The organism is Paenibacillus sp. FSL H7-0943 (genome assembly GCF_037963265.1).
GTDB classification, from domain to species: domain Bacteria; phylum Bacillota; class Bacilli; order Paenibacillales; family Paenibacillaceae; genus Paenibacillus_AQ; species Paenibacillus_AQ odorifer.
The window spans coordinates 6,143,385-6,161,884 of the sequence record NZ_CP150148.1 but is presented as its reverse complement, the minus strand read 5'-3'; the positions used below and the strand labels follow the sequence as shown (position 1 = coordinate 6,161,884).

The 18,500-nt window shown below is 41.2% G+C and carries 15 protein-coding genes and 1 riboswitch; of the genes, 13 read left to right on the top strand and 2 right to left on the bottom strand.

Features of this window, described 5'->3' with window-relative positions; genetic code table 11:
• Positions 1 to 7: 7 nt before the first annotated feature.
• The 6 genes from NSQ55_RS26875 (at position 8) to NSQ55_RS26850 (ending at position 4,127) form a co-directional block, all read left to right on the top strand.
• On the top strand, positions 8 to 379 hold the full coding sequence (locus NSQ55_RS26875) for an iron chaperone (RefSeq protein ID WP_076138373.1): 372 nt from the start codon (positions 8 to 10) through the stop codon (positions 377 to 379).
• 250 nt (positions 380 to 629) lie between these two features.
• Complete coding sequence (locus NSQ55_RS26870; protein ID WP_339169901.1) at positions 630 to 1,604, top strand: phosphotransferase; 975 nt, start codon at positions 630 to 632, stop codon at positions 1,602 to 1,604.
• Between the two features lie 16 nt (positions 1,605 to 1,620).
• Positions 1,621 to 2,142 (top strand): AAA family ATPase, encoded by a 522-nt coding sequence (locus tag NSQ55_RS26865; protein ID WP_339174620.1) that lies wholly within the window; start codon positions 1,621 to 1,623, stop codon positions 2,140 to 2,142.
• A gap of 24 nt (positions 2,143 to 2,166) precedes the next feature.
• Positions 2,167 to 3,030 carry a hypothetical protein gene (locus NSQ55_RS26860; protein ID WP_339169899.1) on the top strand — a complete coding sequence of 288 codons (864 nt, stop codon included), beginning with the start codon at positions 2,167 to 2,169 and terminating at the stop codon, positions 3,028 to 3,030.
• A gap of 41 nt (positions 3,031 to 3,071) precedes the next feature.
• On the top strand, positions 3,072 to 3,572 hold the full coding sequence (locus NSQ55_RS26855) for a hypothetical protein (protein WP_076303170.1): 501 nt from the start codon (positions 3,072 to 3,074) through the stop codon (positions 3,570 to 3,572).
• A gap of 30 nt (positions 3,573 to 3,602) precedes the next feature.
• Positions 3,603 to 4,127 carry a hypothetical protein gene (locus tag NSQ55_RS26850; protein WP_076303171.1) on the top strand — a complete coding sequence of 175 codons (525 nt, stop codon included), beginning with the start codon at positions 3,603 to 3,605 and terminating at the stop codon, positions 4,125 to 4,127.
• A 55-nt stretch (positions 4,128 to 4,182) separates the two neighbouring features.
• Here NSQ55_RS26850 and NSQ55_RS26845 read toward each other — a convergent pair whose 3' ends face one another.
• Positions 4,183 to 5,016: an AraC family transcriptional regulator gene (locus NSQ55_RS26845; protein WP_339169896.1), complete on the bottom strand. Its 834-nt coding sequence runs from the start codon at positions 5,014 to 5,016 to the stop codon at positions 4,183 to 4,185.
• A 170-nt stretch (positions 5,017 to 5,186) separates the two neighbouring features.
• Between NSQ55_RS26845 and NSQ55_RS26840 the strand changes: the two genes are divergently transcribed.
• The 4 genes from NSQ55_RS26840 (at position 5,187) to NSQ55_RS26825 (ending at position 14,082) form a co-directional block, all read left to right on the top strand.
• Positions 5,187 to 7,238: a beta-galactosidase gene (locus tag NSQ55_RS26840; RefSeq protein WP_076129800.1), complete on the top strand. Its 2,052-nt coding sequence runs from the start codon at positions 5,187 to 5,189 to the stop codon at positions 7,236 to 7,238.
• A 71-nt stretch (positions 7,239 to 7,309) separates the two neighbouring features.
• Positions 7,310 to 7,418: riboswitch (TPP riboswitch) on the top strand.
• Positions 7,419 to 7,521: 103 nt separating this feature from the next.
• On the top strand, positions 7,522 to 9,264 hold the full coding sequence (gene thiC, locus NSQ55_RS26835; protein WP_076129801.1) for a phosphomethylpyrimidine synthase ThiC: 1,743 nt from the start codon (positions 7,522 to 7,524) through the stop codon (positions 9,262 to 9,264).
• Positions 9,265 to 9,349: 85 nt separating this feature from the next.
• Positions 9,350 to 10,336 (top strand): phosphotransferase, encoded by a 987-nt coding sequence (locus tag NSQ55_RS26830; protein WP_339169894.1) that lies wholly within the window; start codon positions 9,350 to 9,352, stop codon positions 10,334 to 10,336.
• 254 nt (positions 10,337 to 10,590) lie between these two features.
• On the top strand, positions 10,591 to 14,082 hold the full coding sequence (locus NSQ55_RS26825) for an alpha-amylase family glycosyl hydrolase (protein ID WP_339169893.1): 3,492 nt from the start codon (positions 10,591 to 10,593) through the stop codon (positions 14,080 to 14,082).
• 91 nt (positions 14,083 to 14,173) lie between these two features.
• Here the strand turns inward: NSQ55_RS26825 and NSQ55_RS26820 are convergent, their stop codons facing one another.
• Positions 14,174 to 15,097 (bottom strand): phosphotransferase, encoded by a 924-nt coding sequence (locus tag NSQ55_RS26820; protein ID WP_339169891.1) that lies wholly within the window; start codon positions 15,095 to 15,097, stop codon positions 14,174 to 14,176.
• A gap of 154 nt (positions 15,098 to 15,251) precedes the next feature.
• Between NSQ55_RS26820 and NSQ55_RS26815 the strand changes: the two genes are divergently transcribed.
• From NSQ55_RS26815 to ahpF, 3 genes are all read left to right on the top strand, one after another.
• Entirely contained in the window at positions 15,252 to 16,130 is an 879-nt protein-coding gene (locus tag NSQ55_RS26815; RefSeq protein ID WP_076219985.1) for an aminoglycoside phosphotransferase family protein, read from the top strand.
• A 249-nt stretch (positions 16,131 to 16,379) separates the two neighbouring features.
• On the top strand, positions 16,380 to 16,943 hold the full coding sequence (ahpC, locus tag NSQ55_RS26810) for an alkyl hydroperoxide reductase subunit C (protein WP_036681373.1): 564 nt from the start codon (positions 16,380 to 16,382) through the stop codon (positions 16,941 to 16,943).
• A 14-nt stretch (positions 16,944 to 16,957) separates the two neighbouring features.
• Positions 16,958 to 18,487, top strand: a complete 1,530-nt coding sequence (gene ahpF, locus NSQ55_RS26805) for an alkyl hydroperoxide reductase subunit F (RefSeq protein WP_036681374.1) — start codon at positions 16,958 to 16,960, stop codon at positions 18,485 to 18,487.
• Positions 18,488 to 18,500 lie beyond the last annotated feature (13 nt).

Here is an 18,500-nt window from a genome sequence, read left to right as displayed (position 1 = left end):
GAATGACATGGAAGTATTTGCAGAATATTTAGCGCAGATTGATAACCCGCAACATCGGGAAAGAATGGAAGAGGTTTTAGCTTGGGTAGCTGGAAAATTTACTGATTTAAAGCCAAAAGTTGCGTGGAATCAGCCTATGTTTACCGATCACGATACTTTTATTATTGGTTTTAGTGTATCCAAACATCATTTGGCGGTTGCCCCTGAAATTGCAGGAATTAATCGTTTTTCTGATGAAATTGTGCAGGCAGGTTATGATCACACCAAGCAGTTGTTACGCATCCGGTGGGAAAGTCCAGTTGATTTCTCATTACTTGAAAAAATGATCGAGTTTAATATTTTGGATAAGGCAGACTGTTCAACTTTTTGGCGGAAATAAAACATATTATTTAGCGTTCAATTCATTTTAAGCAAATTTATAAGTGGAAGCACCAGAGGACAAGTCACTTTTAATATGTGATTTGTCTTTTTTATTTGAATTCTCAGCACGAAATATTCAATATTTTGGAAGGTGGATGGAATGTTGGAAGCGAATTTATACACGTTAGTTCAACCTGCTGAATGATGAAAAATGGAAGTGAGACAAATGGCTACTGTAAGCGAGAGCCAATTCAGATTGGAGGATGAAAATGCCACTAAACGATGATCAACTATTAGAGCTATTAAGAGGTCAGGGTATTCCTGAGATTCTTGAGATTAAAAGAACAAAACAAGAAATACGCAATCGAGCAGCACTCAATAAAATAGAAGTGTATACGAAAGACAATAAGGTTTTGTCGTTATTAGAGAAAATTACGAAGTCAGATCATATCCCATTTGAAAATACTATTTACAATCATTACTCTACCAAGGATGTATCTATTCCGAGAGTCTTTTTTAATAAATATGATACAGTTGGACAAGAAGGTATATTGTTGATGGAAGATCTGACCCCGACACATAACAATTTAGCAGACTGGGAAGTGCCTATTGATTCTGATAAATTAGCAAACATTATTGATGTGATCGCACAGTTTCATTCTGCTTCTTGGGAGACAAGCGAGTTAGCTCATCCCGAGCATTTGAAAAGTATAGAGCATTATTTAAAGCATATTTCGTATTTGGAGAGAGATTATCTGGATTTTAGAAAGCACCAGACTTATAACCTTGGGGAAGAACAGTTTAGTATTTACGAGAAGTGTTTACTTAGCTTGCGTGAAAATGCCCAGAAACATATTAGTCGTATCTCCAGATATCAAAATACAACATGCATCCATGGTGATCTAAATGTTGGCAATTTATTATATCCGATGTTCAGCAGTTCAAGGCCGTGCATCATTGATCTTGAAGCAGTGAAGGTTGGGCTTTGTACCGAGGATCTCGTTATGTTATTTATCCACGATTTGTTTCATGGCAGTGAGGAGACTACACGTATTTTTGATCTGTATTTTCATTCAATTAACAATAAAATCAGGAGCGCATACACGTACACACAATTTGTGGAGGACGTTAGATTATCGATTATGGAAGGAATCTTTTTTCCAATAAAGTTATTTGTCCATGAAGGAATTAAGGATGAGGAGCTTATATGGAAATCGATATATGCTTATAAGAATCTATTCTGAAAGGAAGTGGCCCTCGTTGTTTTTTCTTCAGATGTCTGGATACCCCGGATCAGGGAAGTCTTCATTAGCCAGAGTAATAGCGCAGCATACTTCTGCTGTAATTCTTGATCACGACATTGTAAAGTCTTCTCTTATGGAATCACTTGGAGCAAACATTGGGTTCAAGGAAGTTGGAAAAATTTCGTATGACATTGAATGGGCTTTGATAGATTTCCACTTATCTCAAGGTCATAATGTTATACTCGATAGCCCTTGTTTATACTCTGAAATGATAGAGAGAGGATTGAATCTGACCCAGAAATATAATGTGGAATATAAATATGTAGAATGTCTATTAAATGACTATGATGAGCTCAATAATAGACTGCGAAATAGAAAAAGAATGATTAGCCAGATTGAAAGAGTGCCTTCTGAAGAGACATTACTAAAAACTATTGAAAATGCTAAAAAGCCATCTAATGTCAGAATACATATTGTTAATACAAAGGAACCGATTGAATCCTATATTAAAAGTGTCATTGAATACTTAAATACTTAGCCTAAATTTTGAGGAGGGGAACAGATGGATTTTGAGAAAGCAGCCCATTTCATTTGGACACATGGCAGATTATTAGAAAGAAGGGTTTTTGAATATATTTTCCACGGTGGATCAATGAGCAATGTTGTGACTTCACTAACAGCCTACCAAAACGAAGATGGTGGGTTTGGAAATGCAATAGAGCCGGATTTACGGGTACCCGGTAGTCAGCCACTTTTCATGGAATTTGCACTACGTTTTTTATATGACTGTAACATAAAAGACGAAGAACTTTCTCAAAAAGCATGTGATTATATTTCAAAGCATGCTGATTTAAAAAAAGGGATTCCAACAATATTTCCTTCATCAGCAAACTATCCAAGAGCAGAACATTGGAGTAACCCTCTTTCTACAGAGCCATCATTTAGCAGACTTACTGGTCTTGTCGGGCTTCTTAAGTGGCAAGGGATAGAACATTCCTGGCTTGATAAGGCGACAGAAATTTGTTTGGAAGATATTCACGCACAAGCATATGACGATGCGCATACAATTTTGACTGCATTTTATTTATTGGAAAGCTTACCTCAATCGGATTTTATCAAAGGATTATTTCAAAAATTATCTAAGGAGCTTATTACTGCCAACTTCTTTTGTATGGATGCCGCATCCCACAGTTATGGACTCTCTCCTCTAGAATTTTCACCATCACCCACTTCTTACTGTAGCAGCATATTTTCTGATGAAACCATTCTTGATCACTTAAAAGTATTAGAACACCAACAGGATGATGAAGGAGGATGGCAGATAACATGGGAGCCTCCCGGTGAAACAGCGAGGTTGGAATGGAGAGCCTATAAGACGCTAAAGAGTTTGATGATACTAAATTCATACAACAAGATTAATCTATGAGGCTATTAAGGAGATAATAAACACTCCAAGGAGAGGAACCTATGAACAAATTAAGGGCAATCATAGTTCCGTTATTCTTAATCTTTTTATTTGGATGTAGTAAGGAGCAAATTAGCGATAATTCAAAAAAAGAATATAGCAAAGCTGAACAATTTATTACCGATATGGGCTATCTGATCATTAGTAATGAAGGAATTGTTTCTGAATATTTATTAGATAAAAAACTGCTGACGGAAATGCCATACATGCAATACTGGAGTGTTCAAAGTGTTGATCCAGTCGATTATATAGGCAAGGAAATAACTACAAGTAAGTTCATCGTTAAAAATCACCCCTTAGATAATAAGAAGGATAATACAAAAAAACAAACCCTGATTTTTCTGCTAGAAGCAGACGATCAAGTGATAGGAGGCTATAGTTTTCCTGATTTCGATGAATTACATATGGGCTGGGTTTATACCATTGATGGGAATACACTCGAAGAATTGACCGGAGAAGCTTTCCCGAAATGGTCTAAGGAGTGGAATTTAAGATATAAATAATGGCTGGGGAGTATTTATAAAGGAGCAGATATGAAAAAACTAATCCTAGTACTTGTAGCTGTGGTTATTATTTCGAATGCGATATGGAGTTATTTATATTTCAATAAAGAGGTCGAAACAAATTTAAACACTGGTGTTCAAGTATATACACTTAAGGGTACAGGGGATACATGGGATGTTTTAGATTACAAAATAATAATTTCATCTAATAAAATTTTACGGGGACATGGGAAGTTAGTGTTCAAGGGAGACCCAAGCGCTTTAGTGAATAGTAGCTATTATAAGTATGAAGTCAATGAAAAAAACAATAATAATAAGGATGAAACAGTTCTTGTAAATGAAGCTAGGTCAACGGATGGACCCGTTTCAATATTAAGTAACACTGATATCGCGTCTATAACAGGTCCGTATTCGTATGACGAATTAAATAAAAATAGACAAAATTATGAAAATACCACTTTATCTATTACATGGAATGATAATGAAGGGGAGATTCATTCCGAAACAATAAGTTTAGATATTGAGAGTGAAATTTCTCTTAAGGATGATCTTTAAGGGTGATAAATCCAAGAGACTAAGATTGAATCTCAACGGACTGAAGGAAGATCCTCTACGCCCCAAAAGCCTGCCGGTACTTCACAGGAGACATGCCTTCAAACCTTCTGAACACTTTAATGAAATAGCTGGACTGGGCAAAACCGGACTGAGTCGCAACCTGAGCAATGGAGAGTCCTGTGGACACCAGTAAAAGCTTGGCTTTAGCCAGCCGACAATCGGTTAAATAACGGTTAGGTGTTTTACCCATAACCACCCGGAACAGCCTTAGAAAATGATAGCTGCTGTACCCGGTCAATCTTGCCATCGATTCCAGAGACCAAGGGCTGGCACATTCGACATGGATGATATCTGCAGCACTGCGGATGGACTGCCTAACCTCGTGCGGTACTGAGCCGTGAAGCGGCTCGGAGTTCTGCAGCAATTTTACTAGAAGCTCATACAGCAGAGCAGATAGTCTTGGCTCACTACGGATCACGTAGGAAGCGCTTAGTATATACATTTCCTCGAATAGTTCGTCCAGCTTAGCATCCAAATCAAAAGTGAACAGGTATGCACGAGACTGGTCCACTTCTTCTAATAAGGGAAGGACAATTTCAGTGTTAAAATGAACCCAGCGGACATCCCAAGGCTCGCCTGGGTCAGAGCCGTATTGCTGATAAGCCCCTTTGGGGTACAGAAAACCTCGTCCTCTACTCATCGGAATACGTTCGCCCTCATGGAATACATAACCCTCCCCACCAAAGATCAAATGCAGGTTATAACTCCCCAGAAACCCTTCGCTTCTTCTCTCTGTATGTTGTGGAAAGTGAGTGTAATGTCCCAAAAATTCAGGATAAGAGACATATTTTGAAAAAGCCGGTGTCGGCAAATACCATTGTTTCTTCATGTTTGGCAGCACCCATTTCTGTAGCGCAACAGAGCGCAAGTTGGATTAAGGCAATGAACGCAAGATTGTTATATGATAGCAATATTTTGTTATATAAGACCTCTTATCATTGATACTACAATAGAATTATATAATATTGAAAGCATATTTTTAATACTTTGGAGGTAATGATGAAGAAACCTGTCGCAACTGAAAAATTCGAGCTTGGCGTCTGTTATTATCCGGAGCACTGGCCAGAAAACATGTGGGAGGACGATTATCGCCGGATGCGTGAACTCGGCTTTACGATCATTCGGATGGGGGAGTTTGCTTGGTCTATTTTTGAACCGGCAGAAGGGCAGTTTCAGTTCGGGCTCTTTGATCGGGCGATTGATCTAGCACATAAATATGGTCTTCAGGTTGTACTTGGTACTCCGACGGCGACGCCTCCAGCTTGGTTGACTGATAAGTATCCCGAAGTTTTAAATGTAACCTACGAAGGTGTTACACTTCAGCATGGCATGCGCCGTCATTATAATTACAGCAGTCCTAAATACCGGGAACTGTGTGCGCGTATTGCAGAACAAATGGCTGAACATTACGGCAATCATCCGGGTGTAGTTGGCTGGCAAATTGATAATGAGCTCAACTGTGAGATCAGTGAATTTTATTCGGAGAGTGACCATAAGGCTTTCCGGGAATGGCTACAGCAGAAATATGTTACGCTTGAGCATTTGAACGAGGCCTGGGGAGCTGTTTTTTGGAATCAAAGCTATAGTGACTGGTCTCAGGTCTATCTTCCACGTCCGACTCCAGTACCGAAGCAACCCAATCCTCATCAGGCATTGGATGAAAAACGGTTTATTTCGGACAATACAATTTCTTTTGCCAAAAACCAAGCGGATATCATCCGTAAACTTGCCCCTAAGCAGTGGGTAACCACGAACGGTCTGTTCGGGCATCTCGATAGCCATGAAATGACGGATGAACTGTTGGATTTCTTCAGCTATGATTCCTATCCTCAGTTCTCTACTATTTTTTATGACCCGAATGAGCGGAATCCGCTGAATGATAGAGGCTGGGGACTGTCGTTATCTGTTGTTCGTTCGATATCCCCGAATTTCTGTATTATGGAGCAGCAGTCAGGCCCGGGTGGCTGGGTGAACCGGATGGATATGCCTTCTCCAAAGCCCGGGCAGATGCGGTTATGGACTTATCAGTCGATCGCTCATGGAGCAGATATGGTGTTATATTTCCGCTGGCGGACAGCTACGATGGGCAATGAAATTTATTGGCATGGAATCAATGACTATCATAATCAGCCTAACCGGAGAGTGCGGGAAGCGGGGCAGATCGGTCAGGAGCTGGCAGCAGCAGGTCATGCGTTTGTCGGTACTCGTAATCAGGCTAACATTGCTATTGTACGTGATTATGACAATGAGTGGGATGGAGAATACGATGTTTGGCATGGCCCGTTTATGTGGAAGAGCAATAAGGAGTGGTACAAGGCGCTTCAGCGGAAGCATATCCCGAATGACGTACTCTATTTACGCAAAAAAACAACGCTGGAGGAGCTTGCAAGGTACGACGTGCTTATCTATCCTCACCCAGCGATTATGACAGATGAGACAGCAGCACTGCTGGATGAATATGTTCAGCAAGGCGGCAAACTGATCTTCGGCTGTAGAACCGGCTATAAGGATGAGCGCGGTCAATGTTATATGCGTCCTTTCCCAGGTGCTGCTAAGGATCTATGCGGGATCACAGTTGAAGAATTCACAATGGTTAAGGGCAGTCGTCAGCCAACAACAATTAGCTGGTCGGGCGTGACCGAAGTCGTTACAGGAGCAGATGACTTTAATGATATTCTCAAAATAGAGGAAGCTTCGGTTGAAGTGATGGCGGTTTACGCCTCTGATTATTATGCGGGAAAACCGGCGGTAACTAAAAATCGTCGCGGCAAGGGTGAGGTTTGGTATTACGGAGCCGTATTTAATGAACAGGCAGCGGCTGAGATCATAAATTTAATTGATCTACAATCGCCAGCAGATTGGCTGGAGCTCCCAGAAGAGGTAGAGCTGCAAGTCCGTACCGGAGCTTCTTCCAGTTATGCTTTTTTGCTTAATTATAGTGAGACTCCTGTCACGATCCATCTTCGTGAGACCAAAACAGATTTACTGAGCGGCACAACATTGTCGGGCGAGGTGCTTCTGGAAGGATTTGGGGTATTGGTGTTAAACTAACGTATACATTGATCTCACATTTGAGTAGATTTGGATAATTCTCTCTTTTCGGTTATACTTTGAAGTAGCAATTATATAGTCACGGGAGCTTGGTGGGACCAGGCTGAGAGGATAGTTATAACTATCGACCGTCAAACCTGATCTGGATAATGCCAGCGGAGGAAATGGAGCTCTATTTCTATTTGTCTACTCTAAGGCCGCATCTTATACAGATGTGGCCTTTTCTATGTGTGGGGAGTAGACCGTCTCCGCTTGATCAAATCACCTTATAGGAGGAATTGAGATGACAAGCGAATTGAACAACGATCCAATCAATCTATCAGCTTTTCCAGCAAGTCAAAAAGTGTATGTAAAGGGTTCACGGCCTGATATACAGGTGCCTATGCGGGAGATCTCACTTAGTCCAACTGCGGGCATAGACGGCGAAGAGGAGAATGCCCCAATTCATGTCTATGACACAAGCGGGGCTTACACGGATGCTAATATTCATACTGATATTCGTCAGGGGTTAGAGCCCAATCGTCTAAGCTGGATTGAGGAACGAGGGGATGCGGAAGCGTACGAAGGAAGAACCGTGAAGCCTGAAGATAACGGGAATGCAACGGGAAAAGCTGTGGCGGAAGTGTTTCCAGCGCTCCATAGAAAACCTTTGCGAGCGAAAAAGGGGCGTAATGTCTCTCAAATGCATTATGCACGCAAAGGGATTATTACTTCGGAAATGGAATACGTTGCGATTCGTGAGAATGTGGCACCGGAATTTGTAAGAGATGAAGTAGCCCGCGGCCGCGCCATCATCCCATCGAATATCAATCATCCAGAGAGTGAACCGATGATTATTGGACGCAATTTTTTAGTGAAGATCAATGCCAATATAGGAAATTCCGCAGTATCCTCCTCCATAGAGGAAGAGGTAGAGAAGATGAGATGGGCCACCCGCTGGGGTGCAGATAATATAATGGATCTCTCCACAGGTAAAAACATCCATACGACACGCGAGTGGATCATCCGTAATTCTCCTGTTCCTATTGGCACGGTGCCTATCTATCAAGCGTTGGAAAAAGTGAATGGGAAAGCGGAAGATTTAACGTGGGAAGTGTACCGTGATACGCTCATTGAGCAAGCGGAGCAAGGGGTTGATTATTTTACCATTCATGCGGGGGTTCTGCTTCGTTATATCCCGTTGACGGCACAACGTATGACTGGCATTGTTTCAAGAGGTGGTTCCATTATGGCGGCATGGTGTCTTGCGCATCATCAAGAGAACTTTTTATATACACATTTTGAAGAGATATGTGAAATCATGAAGCTGTACGATGTTTCTTTTTCCCTAGGCGATGGATTACGTCCGGGTTCGATTGCTGATGCGAATGATGAAGCACAATTTGCCGAGTTAGAGACGTTAGGTGAATTAACAGCTATAGCTTGGAGTCATGATGTACAGGTGATGGTAGAGGGTCCAGGACATGTGCCGATGCACTTGATTAAAGAGAATATGGATAAGCAACTTGAAACCTGTAACGAAGCCCCTTTTTATACATTAGGTCCACTGACTACAGATATTGCGCCTGGTTATGATCATATTACCTCTGCTATAGGTGCAGCGATGATTGGTTGGTTCGGTACAGCAATGTTGTGTTACGTAACTCCGAAGGAGCATCTTGGCCTGCCTAATAAGGAAGATGTACGTGTAGGGGTCATTACTTATAAAATAGCGGCTCATGCCGCAGATTTGGCGAAAGGGCATAAAGGAGCACAAGACCGGGATAATGCTCTTTCGAAAGCCCGTTTTGAATTTCGTTGGCGTGATCAATTTCATTTATCGTTAGATCCTGAGCGAGCGCTAGAATATCATGATGAGACATTGCCTGCGGAAGGCGCTAAAACAGCTCATTTTTGTTCCATGTGCGGGCCGAAATTTTGCAGTATGAAGATCTCTCATAATATCCGTAATACGACGAGAATTGAATCAGGAATGCAAGAGAAGGCGCAAGAGTTTCTCCAAGGCGGGAGCCTCATTTATAGATAACTTTTTTTGCTAAAAAGAAATATCTAAAAGAAGTCGTCATTGGCGGCTTCTTCTTTTATACTTTGAATAGATAGGAGTTGATGAAATGGAAGCGATTCGTTCAGAGGAAGCCATTTTAGAGGATTTAAGTAATAGTTTCTATCATTTTTTTGGATTGAAAGTCCTTCATGCTACCCCAATAAAACGTGGCTGGTTAAATCTTAAATGGAAAATCATAACGGATTCAGGACCATTTCTACTTAAACAATACAACAAAAAAAGATATAAATTGTATAACCCAGAAGAGCTGAACTTTGCTTTTTCTCAACAGAAAAGACTGTATCTACAGGGGCTCCCATGTCCCGAATTGTTGGCTTATAACCATAAAGTTTTATTGGAATCAGATATGGGAGAGACGTTTATGGTTATGGAATATTGTGAAGGGCGTGTCATAGAGCCGGGCAAAATTAACATCCTTCAAATGTTTGATTTGGGTCGTGCCACAGGTAAAATGCATCGTTTATTAAATGATGGGACCCTTAGTTTGAAAAGAACCCCACAATTTATTCCCCAAAGCCCTGAGGAACGTTTAGAACATTGGAATGTACTCCTACAACAATCAAAGGAAATGGGCAAAACTTCACTCATCACTGACCTAGAGATACAACTGAGAGCGACTGAAGAAATAGATCCGGAAATATTCGAAGGACTTGTAGCTGGATGGGCACATCGTGATTTATGGGTTGATAATCTTTTATTTCAAGATAGCCAATTGTCTGCAATTCTAGATTTTGATCGGTTCAAATATGATTATCCGCAGCTTGATGTAGCGCGAGCAGTGATGTCATGTGCTTTAGATGAAGATTTAGATGGAGCACTAGCTTCAGCATTTATTGACGGATATCGTGAGGAACGAACGGTGGAGCAGGGGTATTTAACAAAATCATTGCAGTTGTTGTGGTATATGGAAAGCCCGTGGTGGATTAATGCCGCGATGGACAAACATAGTGTACCTCCAAAACGTTTTGCAAAAGAAATGAATTGGCTGGCTAAGAACCTGAACAATTTACCTGCTATCTTAGGGAACTTATAGTGAAAACGATTGAATTATAGCCTAAAAGATGCATTGACCAGCAAAAGTTTGGCGCCTATAATCTTAACAAGGAAAATCCATCAGATATAGAGCTGTTTGTAAACGCATACAATGAGTTTTTTCCTTATTAATCATTGAAGGAGGAGATCAAACCTATCAAGTATTTCTTTTTTTCTCATTTTTGCAAACGTTTGCACCCCACGATGGCGCTTAAAATCGTAAGCTGCACTTAAAATTATGAGGAGGTTATTTACTTGGTATCCAAACAATCCAGGCGTTATATTTCGTGGTTAATTATTTTTTCACTCATTTTTAGTTTATTTGGTTTATCGGGTGGAGCATCGGCCAGCAATACGGATCATACAGTCACCTATACCAATCCTACAGCGGCAGCTGTGACCTTACATTGGACTACGAATAACTGGGCTAATACTACGGACACGGTGATGACCAAAAATGGAACCACGTTCATCGCCAACCTCAACGTTCAGGAAGGCGCCACCCTAATTTATTGTTATCACATCACGGCTCCAACGGATAGTTGGGACAATAACGGCGGGAAGAACTGGACGGTTGTTATTCCGGTCGCCGGGAAATACGAAGCAGAGAGTGCATCCCTGTCTGGTGGTGCAAAAGTAAATACGAATCACACCGGATATTCGGGCACTGGTTTTGTTGATGGATATACAACTACAGGAGCAGCCACCACTTTTAACGTCCAGGCTTCCGCAGCAGGGTCCTATAATGCCACGCTTCACTATGCTAATGCATCCGGCAGTGCTAAAAAAGTGTCCATTTATGTCAATGGAATAAAGGTTACACAGACAACATTAGCCAACCTGACCAACTGGGATACATGGGCAGACCAAACAGAAACACTCTCTTTACAGGCAGGAAATAACACGCTTGCTTATAAATATGACTCGGATGATAGCGGGAATATTAATATCGACTATGTGACCCTTTCGGCCGGAGCTACACCAACACCAACGATAACTCCTACCCCAACAGTGACACCAACACCTACGGTAACTCCTACCCCAACAGTGACGCCAACACCTACCATAACACCCACACCAACGCCAACAGTGACGCCAACACCTACACCTACTTCAGCGGGGCTAACCGTTCACTTTAAGAAACCAGCAAGCTGGAATGCAGCGATCCGCATCCATTACTGGAATCTGAATCCGGCAACCGTTCCGACTAGTGGAGCATGGCCGGGAATACTGATGAAATCGGACGGGAACGATTGGTATAGCTATACTGTTCCAAATGCTACAGGGGCAAGCCTGATCTTTAATGACGGCAATGGCAAACAGACGGCTGACTTATCTCGCAGCGTAAAAGAGGGCTGGTATAACTCAGATAACGTATGGTATGACGCCAATCCAGACGTTCCTAAGGTTCCGGTGATATCCGTCTCGCCTGTGCCCAAAACCTATGATTCTGCCCAAACGGTGACCCTATCCAGTACAAATAGCGGCGATAAAATTTATTATACGACCGACGGATCAACACCTACGACAACCTCAACGTTGTATACGACTCCAATCCAAGTACCTTCTTCTTTGACTATCAAAACATTCGGCGTTAACTCTATAGGGCAAGCGGGTAATGTAGGCTCTTTTGCTTATGTGATTGATCTGAATGCCGATTTGCAAGCTCCGATTATCACTGCGAATCTGCCTGTTGGGAATTCGAGCTCAGCGGTTTCCATATCTTTTAATATAAAAGACAACAAGGCGGCAACGACCACAGCATATTACACAGATAATGGTACGGAACCAACAACGAGTTCAAAAGTCTATATTTCAGGCAATGCACTGACATCTCTTACCGGACCGTCTATCTTGATTAACAAGACGACAACCTTAAAATTCCTTGTGATCGATGGTGCCGGAAATGAAACTAAACAGAGTTTTGTTTATAACATTGGTAATAAGGGCGATTTTCGTGAAGATACGATTTATTTTGTAATCACTTCCCGGTTTTATGACGGTGATCCGAGTAACAACGAACATGCATGGGAGGATGCCAAGGCAGGAAATCCGGACTCTGATCCAGCTTGGCGAGGGGATTTTAAAGGACTGATTCAAAAGCTCGATTACATTAAAGCACTAGGCTTCAGTGCCATCTGGATTACACCTGTGGTGCAGAATGCCAGCGGTTATGATTATCATGGGTACCATGCAATAAATTTTGCAAAAGTAGATCCAAGATATGAATCCGCAGGGGCATCTTATCAGGATTTGATCAATGCAGCACACGCTAGAGGGATAAAGGTTATTCAAGATATTGTCGTCAATCATACCGGTAATTTTGGAGAAGAAAATCTGTTCCCGATGTTCAAAAAAGATCCAACGGCGGCGGACACCGTGAGTAACATGCTCAAAATTACGGATAAGCTGCCAGCTAACTATGATTCCATGACCCCGGATCAGCAATATCAGGCAAGACTTGCCTTAATGAAGACTGCGGAGACTAACAATAATATTTACCATACGGAAAAAAGTCTTTCTTGGGAGTCTTACACCGTCCAGACAGGACAGATTGCGGGAGACTGTGTGGACTTAAACACAGAGAATCCTCTAGTGAATCAGTATCTAATCGACAGCTATAATCAATATATTGATATGGGTGTGGATGCTTTCCGGGTCGATACTGTAAAGCATGTAAGCCGGTATATTTTTAACAAATATTTTGTGCCGGCATGGAAAACAAGAGGGGGCTCAGACTTCTTTGTCTTTGGGGAAGTGGCTACTCGGTACAGAGATGTGTGGAACAGTGGAATTCCGGCGATATCAACACCATTTTATACTTGGAAAAGCTCAAAACCCTATCCAGGTGACGGTCAAAATGACTACGCTTCCAACAAGCTATCGGTGGAACAAGAGTGGGCAGATAACTCTACTACAGCAGGACAACCTACCTCGAACAATGCTTTTTTAACAGGAAATACTTATCATACGCCTGATTATTCGAAGAAATCGGGTATGGATGTTATTGATTTTCCAATGCACTGGGCTTTCAAAACTGCTCAGGAAGCATTCAGTATGAGAAGCGGTGATCAATTCTATAATGATGCTACCTGGAATGTAACTTATATTGACTCTCATGACTATGCACCTGACCAAGCACCAGAAAATCAAAGATTTGCTGGCACACAGGACACTTGGGCTGAGAATCTCGCGCTGATGTTCACCTTCCGAGGAATACCTGCGATCTATTATGGTTCTGAAATTGAGTTCAAAAAAGGATCAGTCATCGATGTAGGTCCAAATGCGCCGTTAAGTACAACAGGCCGTGCTTACTTTGGCGATCATATTGAGGGTAGTGTTACTGTTCAAGATTACGGTAAATATACCAATGCTACTGGCACACTTGCAGACTCGTTAAATTATCCTCTGGCGAAACATATCAGACAACTTAATTTAATTAGAAGAGCTGTTCCTGCTTTGCAAAAAGGCCAATATTCTACAGAAAATGTATCAGGTGATTTGGCATTTAAAAGAAGATACACTGATAGTAGCAAAGGAATCGATAGCTTTGCTTTGGTTACGATCTCAGGAAATGCAACATTCACCGGAATTCCTAACGGAACATATGTGGATGCGGTCACTGGTGATACCAAAACCGTTACCAACGGTGTGATCACAATCAACTGCTCCGGGAAAGGAAATGCACGGGTGTATGTATTGAACGGTAGTGGTGGAATCGGAGAGTCAGGAACCTATCTGAAGTAGAACCTATATAAGTTATCAAAAATAGCCTCAGTTCGGGATGAACCCGTACTGAGGTTGATTTTATATAGTACAGATTGAAACGTCAGTATTTTTACCCGTGTTTAATGCAAAGTTCTTGCCATTTCATAAGCCAACTATATTGTTCATCGCAGAATTCTTTGGATATACTTTGCAATCCTTGACACTGCACTATTCTTGAGATGATTTGAAAATGTCTGATCGCAATAAAATCGAAAAGAGCCTTAAACTCATTACTACTTATTGTACGTGTTGTACTATAACCCGAATAAAAACGTTCGTACAAACGCATGGTTTGATCATACATCGATTCATTTGAGTGATTAAAATCGGTAGCATCACACATGTATGCAACATCCATACTCGGATAATCACCCGAAGCATCATCGAAGTCCAAAAGAATATATTCACCGCACTCATTTCTGAGCATATTTCCTGTGTGAAGGTCACCGTGACAAAAGCTTTTGGGAAGCCTTGTGATACGTTCCCATAATTCATTGCCGTAATGATTTAGTTCAAGGATTTTTCCTGGGTCAAATTGGAGATCTTGCATATTGGAGATATAACCATCGATGTAATCGAATTTTGTTCTACGGATAAGCTTCTCGGGGTATCGCTCCATTAAGTTATGGAGTTTCCCGATCTGTGTCCCGATGCTCTTCGCCTCGATTTTACCATCGGGTGTTGCTCCCTCGACATAATCGTATAGTATTCCAACGCAGCTGCCAGCCTGACTACTGAGTATAATGTGGCTATCATTCTGTACAGTTCTAATCACAGAAACTGCTGGATATGAGTTAGCTTTTAAATAATCGAGGATGCGAACCGTCTGCAGAGCATCATCCGTTTTAAAGCTACGAAATATTTTGAACATATACTTTTTCTCTTGGTTCTGCAAAAAATACACCCTACCGATCATCTCACGATGAAGGTTGATATTCTCTATATTTATTTGATAGGAGTGTTTAATTTCATTGATAAGGCTATCATATTCCATATACAAAGATCTCCTTCTGATATATATCGAGCTATAAAAAAGTATATTCTCTTTGTACTTTATAACTAATATATAAAGCTTACACATACCATATGTCACAAGAAAATATTTAAGACAACCAAATAATGCTTGTAAATCATGATTGGAGATATTTATGCATACTATAGACGTCGATTTAGTAGCAAGATTAATAAATGAACAATTTCCTGAATGGTCCGATTTAGAGATCAGGCCTGTAAAATTCAGTGGGCATGATAATCGGACTTTTCATTTAGGTGAACAGATGAGTGTGCGATTACCAAGTGCAGCCGCTTATGTTCCTCAAGTGGAGAAAGAACAAAAATGGTTACCTTTTTTAAAGAAAGGACTTACGTTACCTATTTCAACACCATTAGCGAAAGGGACACCTACCAAAGAATATCCCTGGCCTTGGTCTATTAATAATTGGCTAGAGGGAGAGACTTTATCCCATGAGAACATTAATGATCTCAATCAATTTGCGAGAGACTTGGGAAGCTTTTTAATTGAATTACAGTCTATTGATGCTAGTGGGGGACCTTTAGCCGGAGAGCATAATTTTTATAGAGGTGGGTCCTTAGCTGTATATGATGAGGAATCTAGAAATGCGATTGAGCATAATAAAGATATTTTTAATGAAGGTCTATTGAAAAAGATCTGGGAACTGGCATTAGACTCTGAATGGGAGTCAGAACCAGTTTGGGTTCATGGTGATGTCGCACCTGGAAATATATTAGTCAAAGACGGACAGCTTTGTGCAGTCATTGATTTTGGCATATTAGGGGTGGGTGATCCTGCTTGTGATGCTGCAATGGCGTGGACTTTTTTTGATGAGGCTAGTAGAAGAATCTTTAAAAAGGTATTAAACATGGATGCACAAACGTGGAATAGAGCAAGAGGGTGGGCTTTATGGAAAGCACTGATCACCTATAATGGAAATCGATATTCTAATCCAACAGTAGCGGAAGAATCCTTGAATATTATCAATCTAATAGTAGAAGACATCGAATTGTAGAAATTGAACTACATAAAACATGTAAACTAAACCATAATAGTCAATAAGCACGAATGAGCATCAGTCAGATGATAAAGTGTTGTATTTAAATCCGAAAGAAAGGAATTTGTATGAACATTTAGCGACTGACAACGATTATCATATTAGAATTATTATAAATAACTTGACAGGCCTTAATTTGGTTAATTATAATAATTATAAATAGTATCCACTCTATTCATAAATTAAACCCAAAGGAGATTAAACAATATGTCATTAATCGGAACAGAAGTACTACCATTCAAAGCAAGCGCATTTCAAGATGGGAAATTTATCGATGTTACAGAAGAAAACTTCAAAGGTAAATGGAGTGTAGTTTGCTTTTACCCAGCTGACTTCACATTCGTATGCCCAACTGAACTAGAAGATTTGCAGAACCAATATGAAACCCTCAAACAACTAGGTGTTGAAGTATATTCCGTTTCTACTGACACACACTTTACACATAAAGCATGGCATGAAAGCTCCGCAGCAATTGGCAAGGTGAAATACATTATGATCGGCGATCCTTCCCATGTGGTTTCCCGCAACTTTGATGTATTGATCGAAGCTGACGGTCTTGCTGATCGTGGTACATTCATCATTGATCCAGACGGTGTTATTCAAACTGTTGAGATTAATGCTGGTGGTATCGGCCGTGATGCTAGCGCTCTTGTTAACAAAATTAAAGCAGCGCAATATGTACGCAATCATCCAGGTGAAGTTTGCCCAGCGAAATGGTCGGAAGGTGCAGAAACTCTTAAACCAAGTCTCGATCTTGTAGGTAAGATTTAAGGAGCGAAAGCTAAATGAAACTAGATCAAGAAATAAAAGCTCAACTAGCGCAATACCTAGAACTCTTGGAAGGCGATGTAGTACTGAAACTCAGTGCAGGCGCTGACGAGGCATCACAAGAGATGACTGAACTAGTTGATGAAATTGCCAAAATGTCAGCTAGGATTACGGTGGAAAGAACCGAACTATCTAGAACCCCAAGCTTTAGTGTAAATCGTGTGGGTGAAGATACGGGTGTAACCTTTGCCGGAACTCCGCTTGGGCACGAATTTACTTCATTAGTATTGGCTCTGTTGCAGGTTAGCGGAAGAGCTCCTAAGGTTGAGCAAAGTGTAATTGATCAGATCAAAGGCATTAGTGGTGAATATAAGTTTGAAACTTATGTTAGCCTGAGCTGTCATAATTGCCCTGATGTTGTACAAGCACTGAATCTTATGAGTATCTTTAATCCGGGCATTACCCATACGATGATTGACGGTGGAGTATTCAAAGAAGAGGTAGAAAGCAAAGAAATTATGTCTGTTCCAAGCGTCTACCTTAATGGTGAATTTTTCGAAAGTGGTCGTATGACGGTTGAAGAAATTTTAGCTAAAATGGGCAGCAGTGTGGACGCATCAGAGTTTGACAATAAAGCTCCATATGATGTGCTTGTTGTCGGCAGCGGCCCAGCTGGTGCAAGTGCAGCCATTTACGCGGCACGTAAAGGTATTCGTACAGGTATTGTTGCTGAACGCTTTGGCGGACAGGTTAACGACACGCTTGGTATCGAGAACTTTATTAGTGTGAAGTACACTGAAGGTCCTCAACTCGTAGCTAAACTTGAAGAGCAAGTAAAAGAGTATGGCATTGATGTGATGAAATTGCAGCGTGTCAGACGTCTAGACAAAAATGACTTAATTGAAGTTGAACTCGAGAACGGTGCTGTTCTAAAGAGTAAGACGGTCATTTTGTCTACAGGTGCTCGCTGGCGGAATATGGGCGTGCCTGGTGAAGCTGAATTCAAGAACAAAGGTGTAGCCTACTGCCCACACTGTGATGGTCCTTTGTTTGCAGGCAAAGATGTTGCAGTTGTTGGCGGTGGTAACTCAGGTATTGAGGCAGCTATTGACCTTGCAGGTATAGTGAAGCATGTAACGGTTCTGGAATTTGCTCCAGAGCTCAAAGCTGATGCTGTACTGCAAGATCGTCTCTATAGCCTTCCTAACGTTACTGTTCTTAAAAACGTGCAAACTAAAGAAATTACCGGAACTGATAAGGTAAATGGTATTTCTTATGTTGATCGTGCGACAGAAGAGACTCACCATGTTGAATTGCAGGGTGTATTTGTACAGATCGGTCTGGTTCCAAATACAGAATGGCTAGGTGACACAGTTGAACGTACTCGCGTAGGTGAGATTGTTGTAGATAGCCATGGTGCTACTAGCTTACCAGGAGTATTTGCTGCTGGTGACTGCACTAATAGTGCTTATAAACAAATCATTATCTCGATGGGATCCGGTGCAACTGCAGCGCTAGGAGCATTTGATTATCTGATCCGTAACTAATCGATATTATTAG

Coding starts and splice junctions, on each gene's coding strand:
- NSQ55_RS26875 (WP_076138373.1), top strand. CDS start 8: ATGGAAGTATTTGCAGAATATTTAGCGCAGATTGATAACCCGCAACAT.
- NSQ55_RS26870 (WP_339169901.1), top strand. CDS start 630: ATGCCACTAAACGATGATCAACTATTAGAGCTATTAAGAGGTCAGGGT.
- NSQ55_RS26860 (WP_339169899.1), top strand. CDS start 2,167: ATGGATTTTGAGAAAGCAGCCCATTTCATTTGGACACATGGCAGATTA.
- NSQ55_RS26855 (WP_076303170.1), top strand. CDS start 3,072: ATGAACAAATTAAGGGCAATCATAGTTCCGTTATTCTTAATCTTTTTA.
- NSQ55_RS26850 (WP_076303171.1), top strand. CDS start 3,603: ATGAAAAAACTAATCCTAGTACTTGTAGCTGTGGTTATTATTTCGAAT.
- NSQ55_RS26845 (WP_339169896.1), bottom strand. CDS start 5,016: ATGAAGAAACAATGGTATTTGCCGACACCGGCTTTTTCAAAATATGTC.
- NSQ55_RS26840 (WP_076129800.1), top strand. CDS start 5,187: ATGAAGAAACCTGTCGCAACTGAAAAATTCGAGCTTGGCGTCTGTTAT.
- thiC (WP_076129801.1), top strand. CDS start 7,522: ATGACAAGCGAATTGAACAACGATCCAATCAATCTATCAGCTTTTCCA.
- NSQ55_RS26830 (WP_339169894.1), top strand. CDS start 9,350: ATGGAAGCGATTCGTTCAGAGGAAGCCATTTTAGAGGATTTAAGTAAT.
- NSQ55_RS26820 (WP_339169891.1), bottom strand. CDS start 15,097: ATGGAATATGATAGCCTTATCAATGAAATTAAACACTCCTATCAAATA.
- NSQ55_RS26815 (WP_076219985.1), top strand. CDS start 15,252: ATGCATACTATAGACGTCGATTTAGTAGCAAGATTAATAAATGAACAA.
- ahpC (WP_036681373.1), top strand. CDS start 16,380: ATGTCATTAATCGGAACAGAAGTACTACCATTCAAAGCAAGCGCATTT.
- ahpF (WP_036681374.1), top strand. CDS start 16,958: ATGAAACTAGATCAAGAAATAAAAGCTCAACTAGCGCAATACCTAGAA.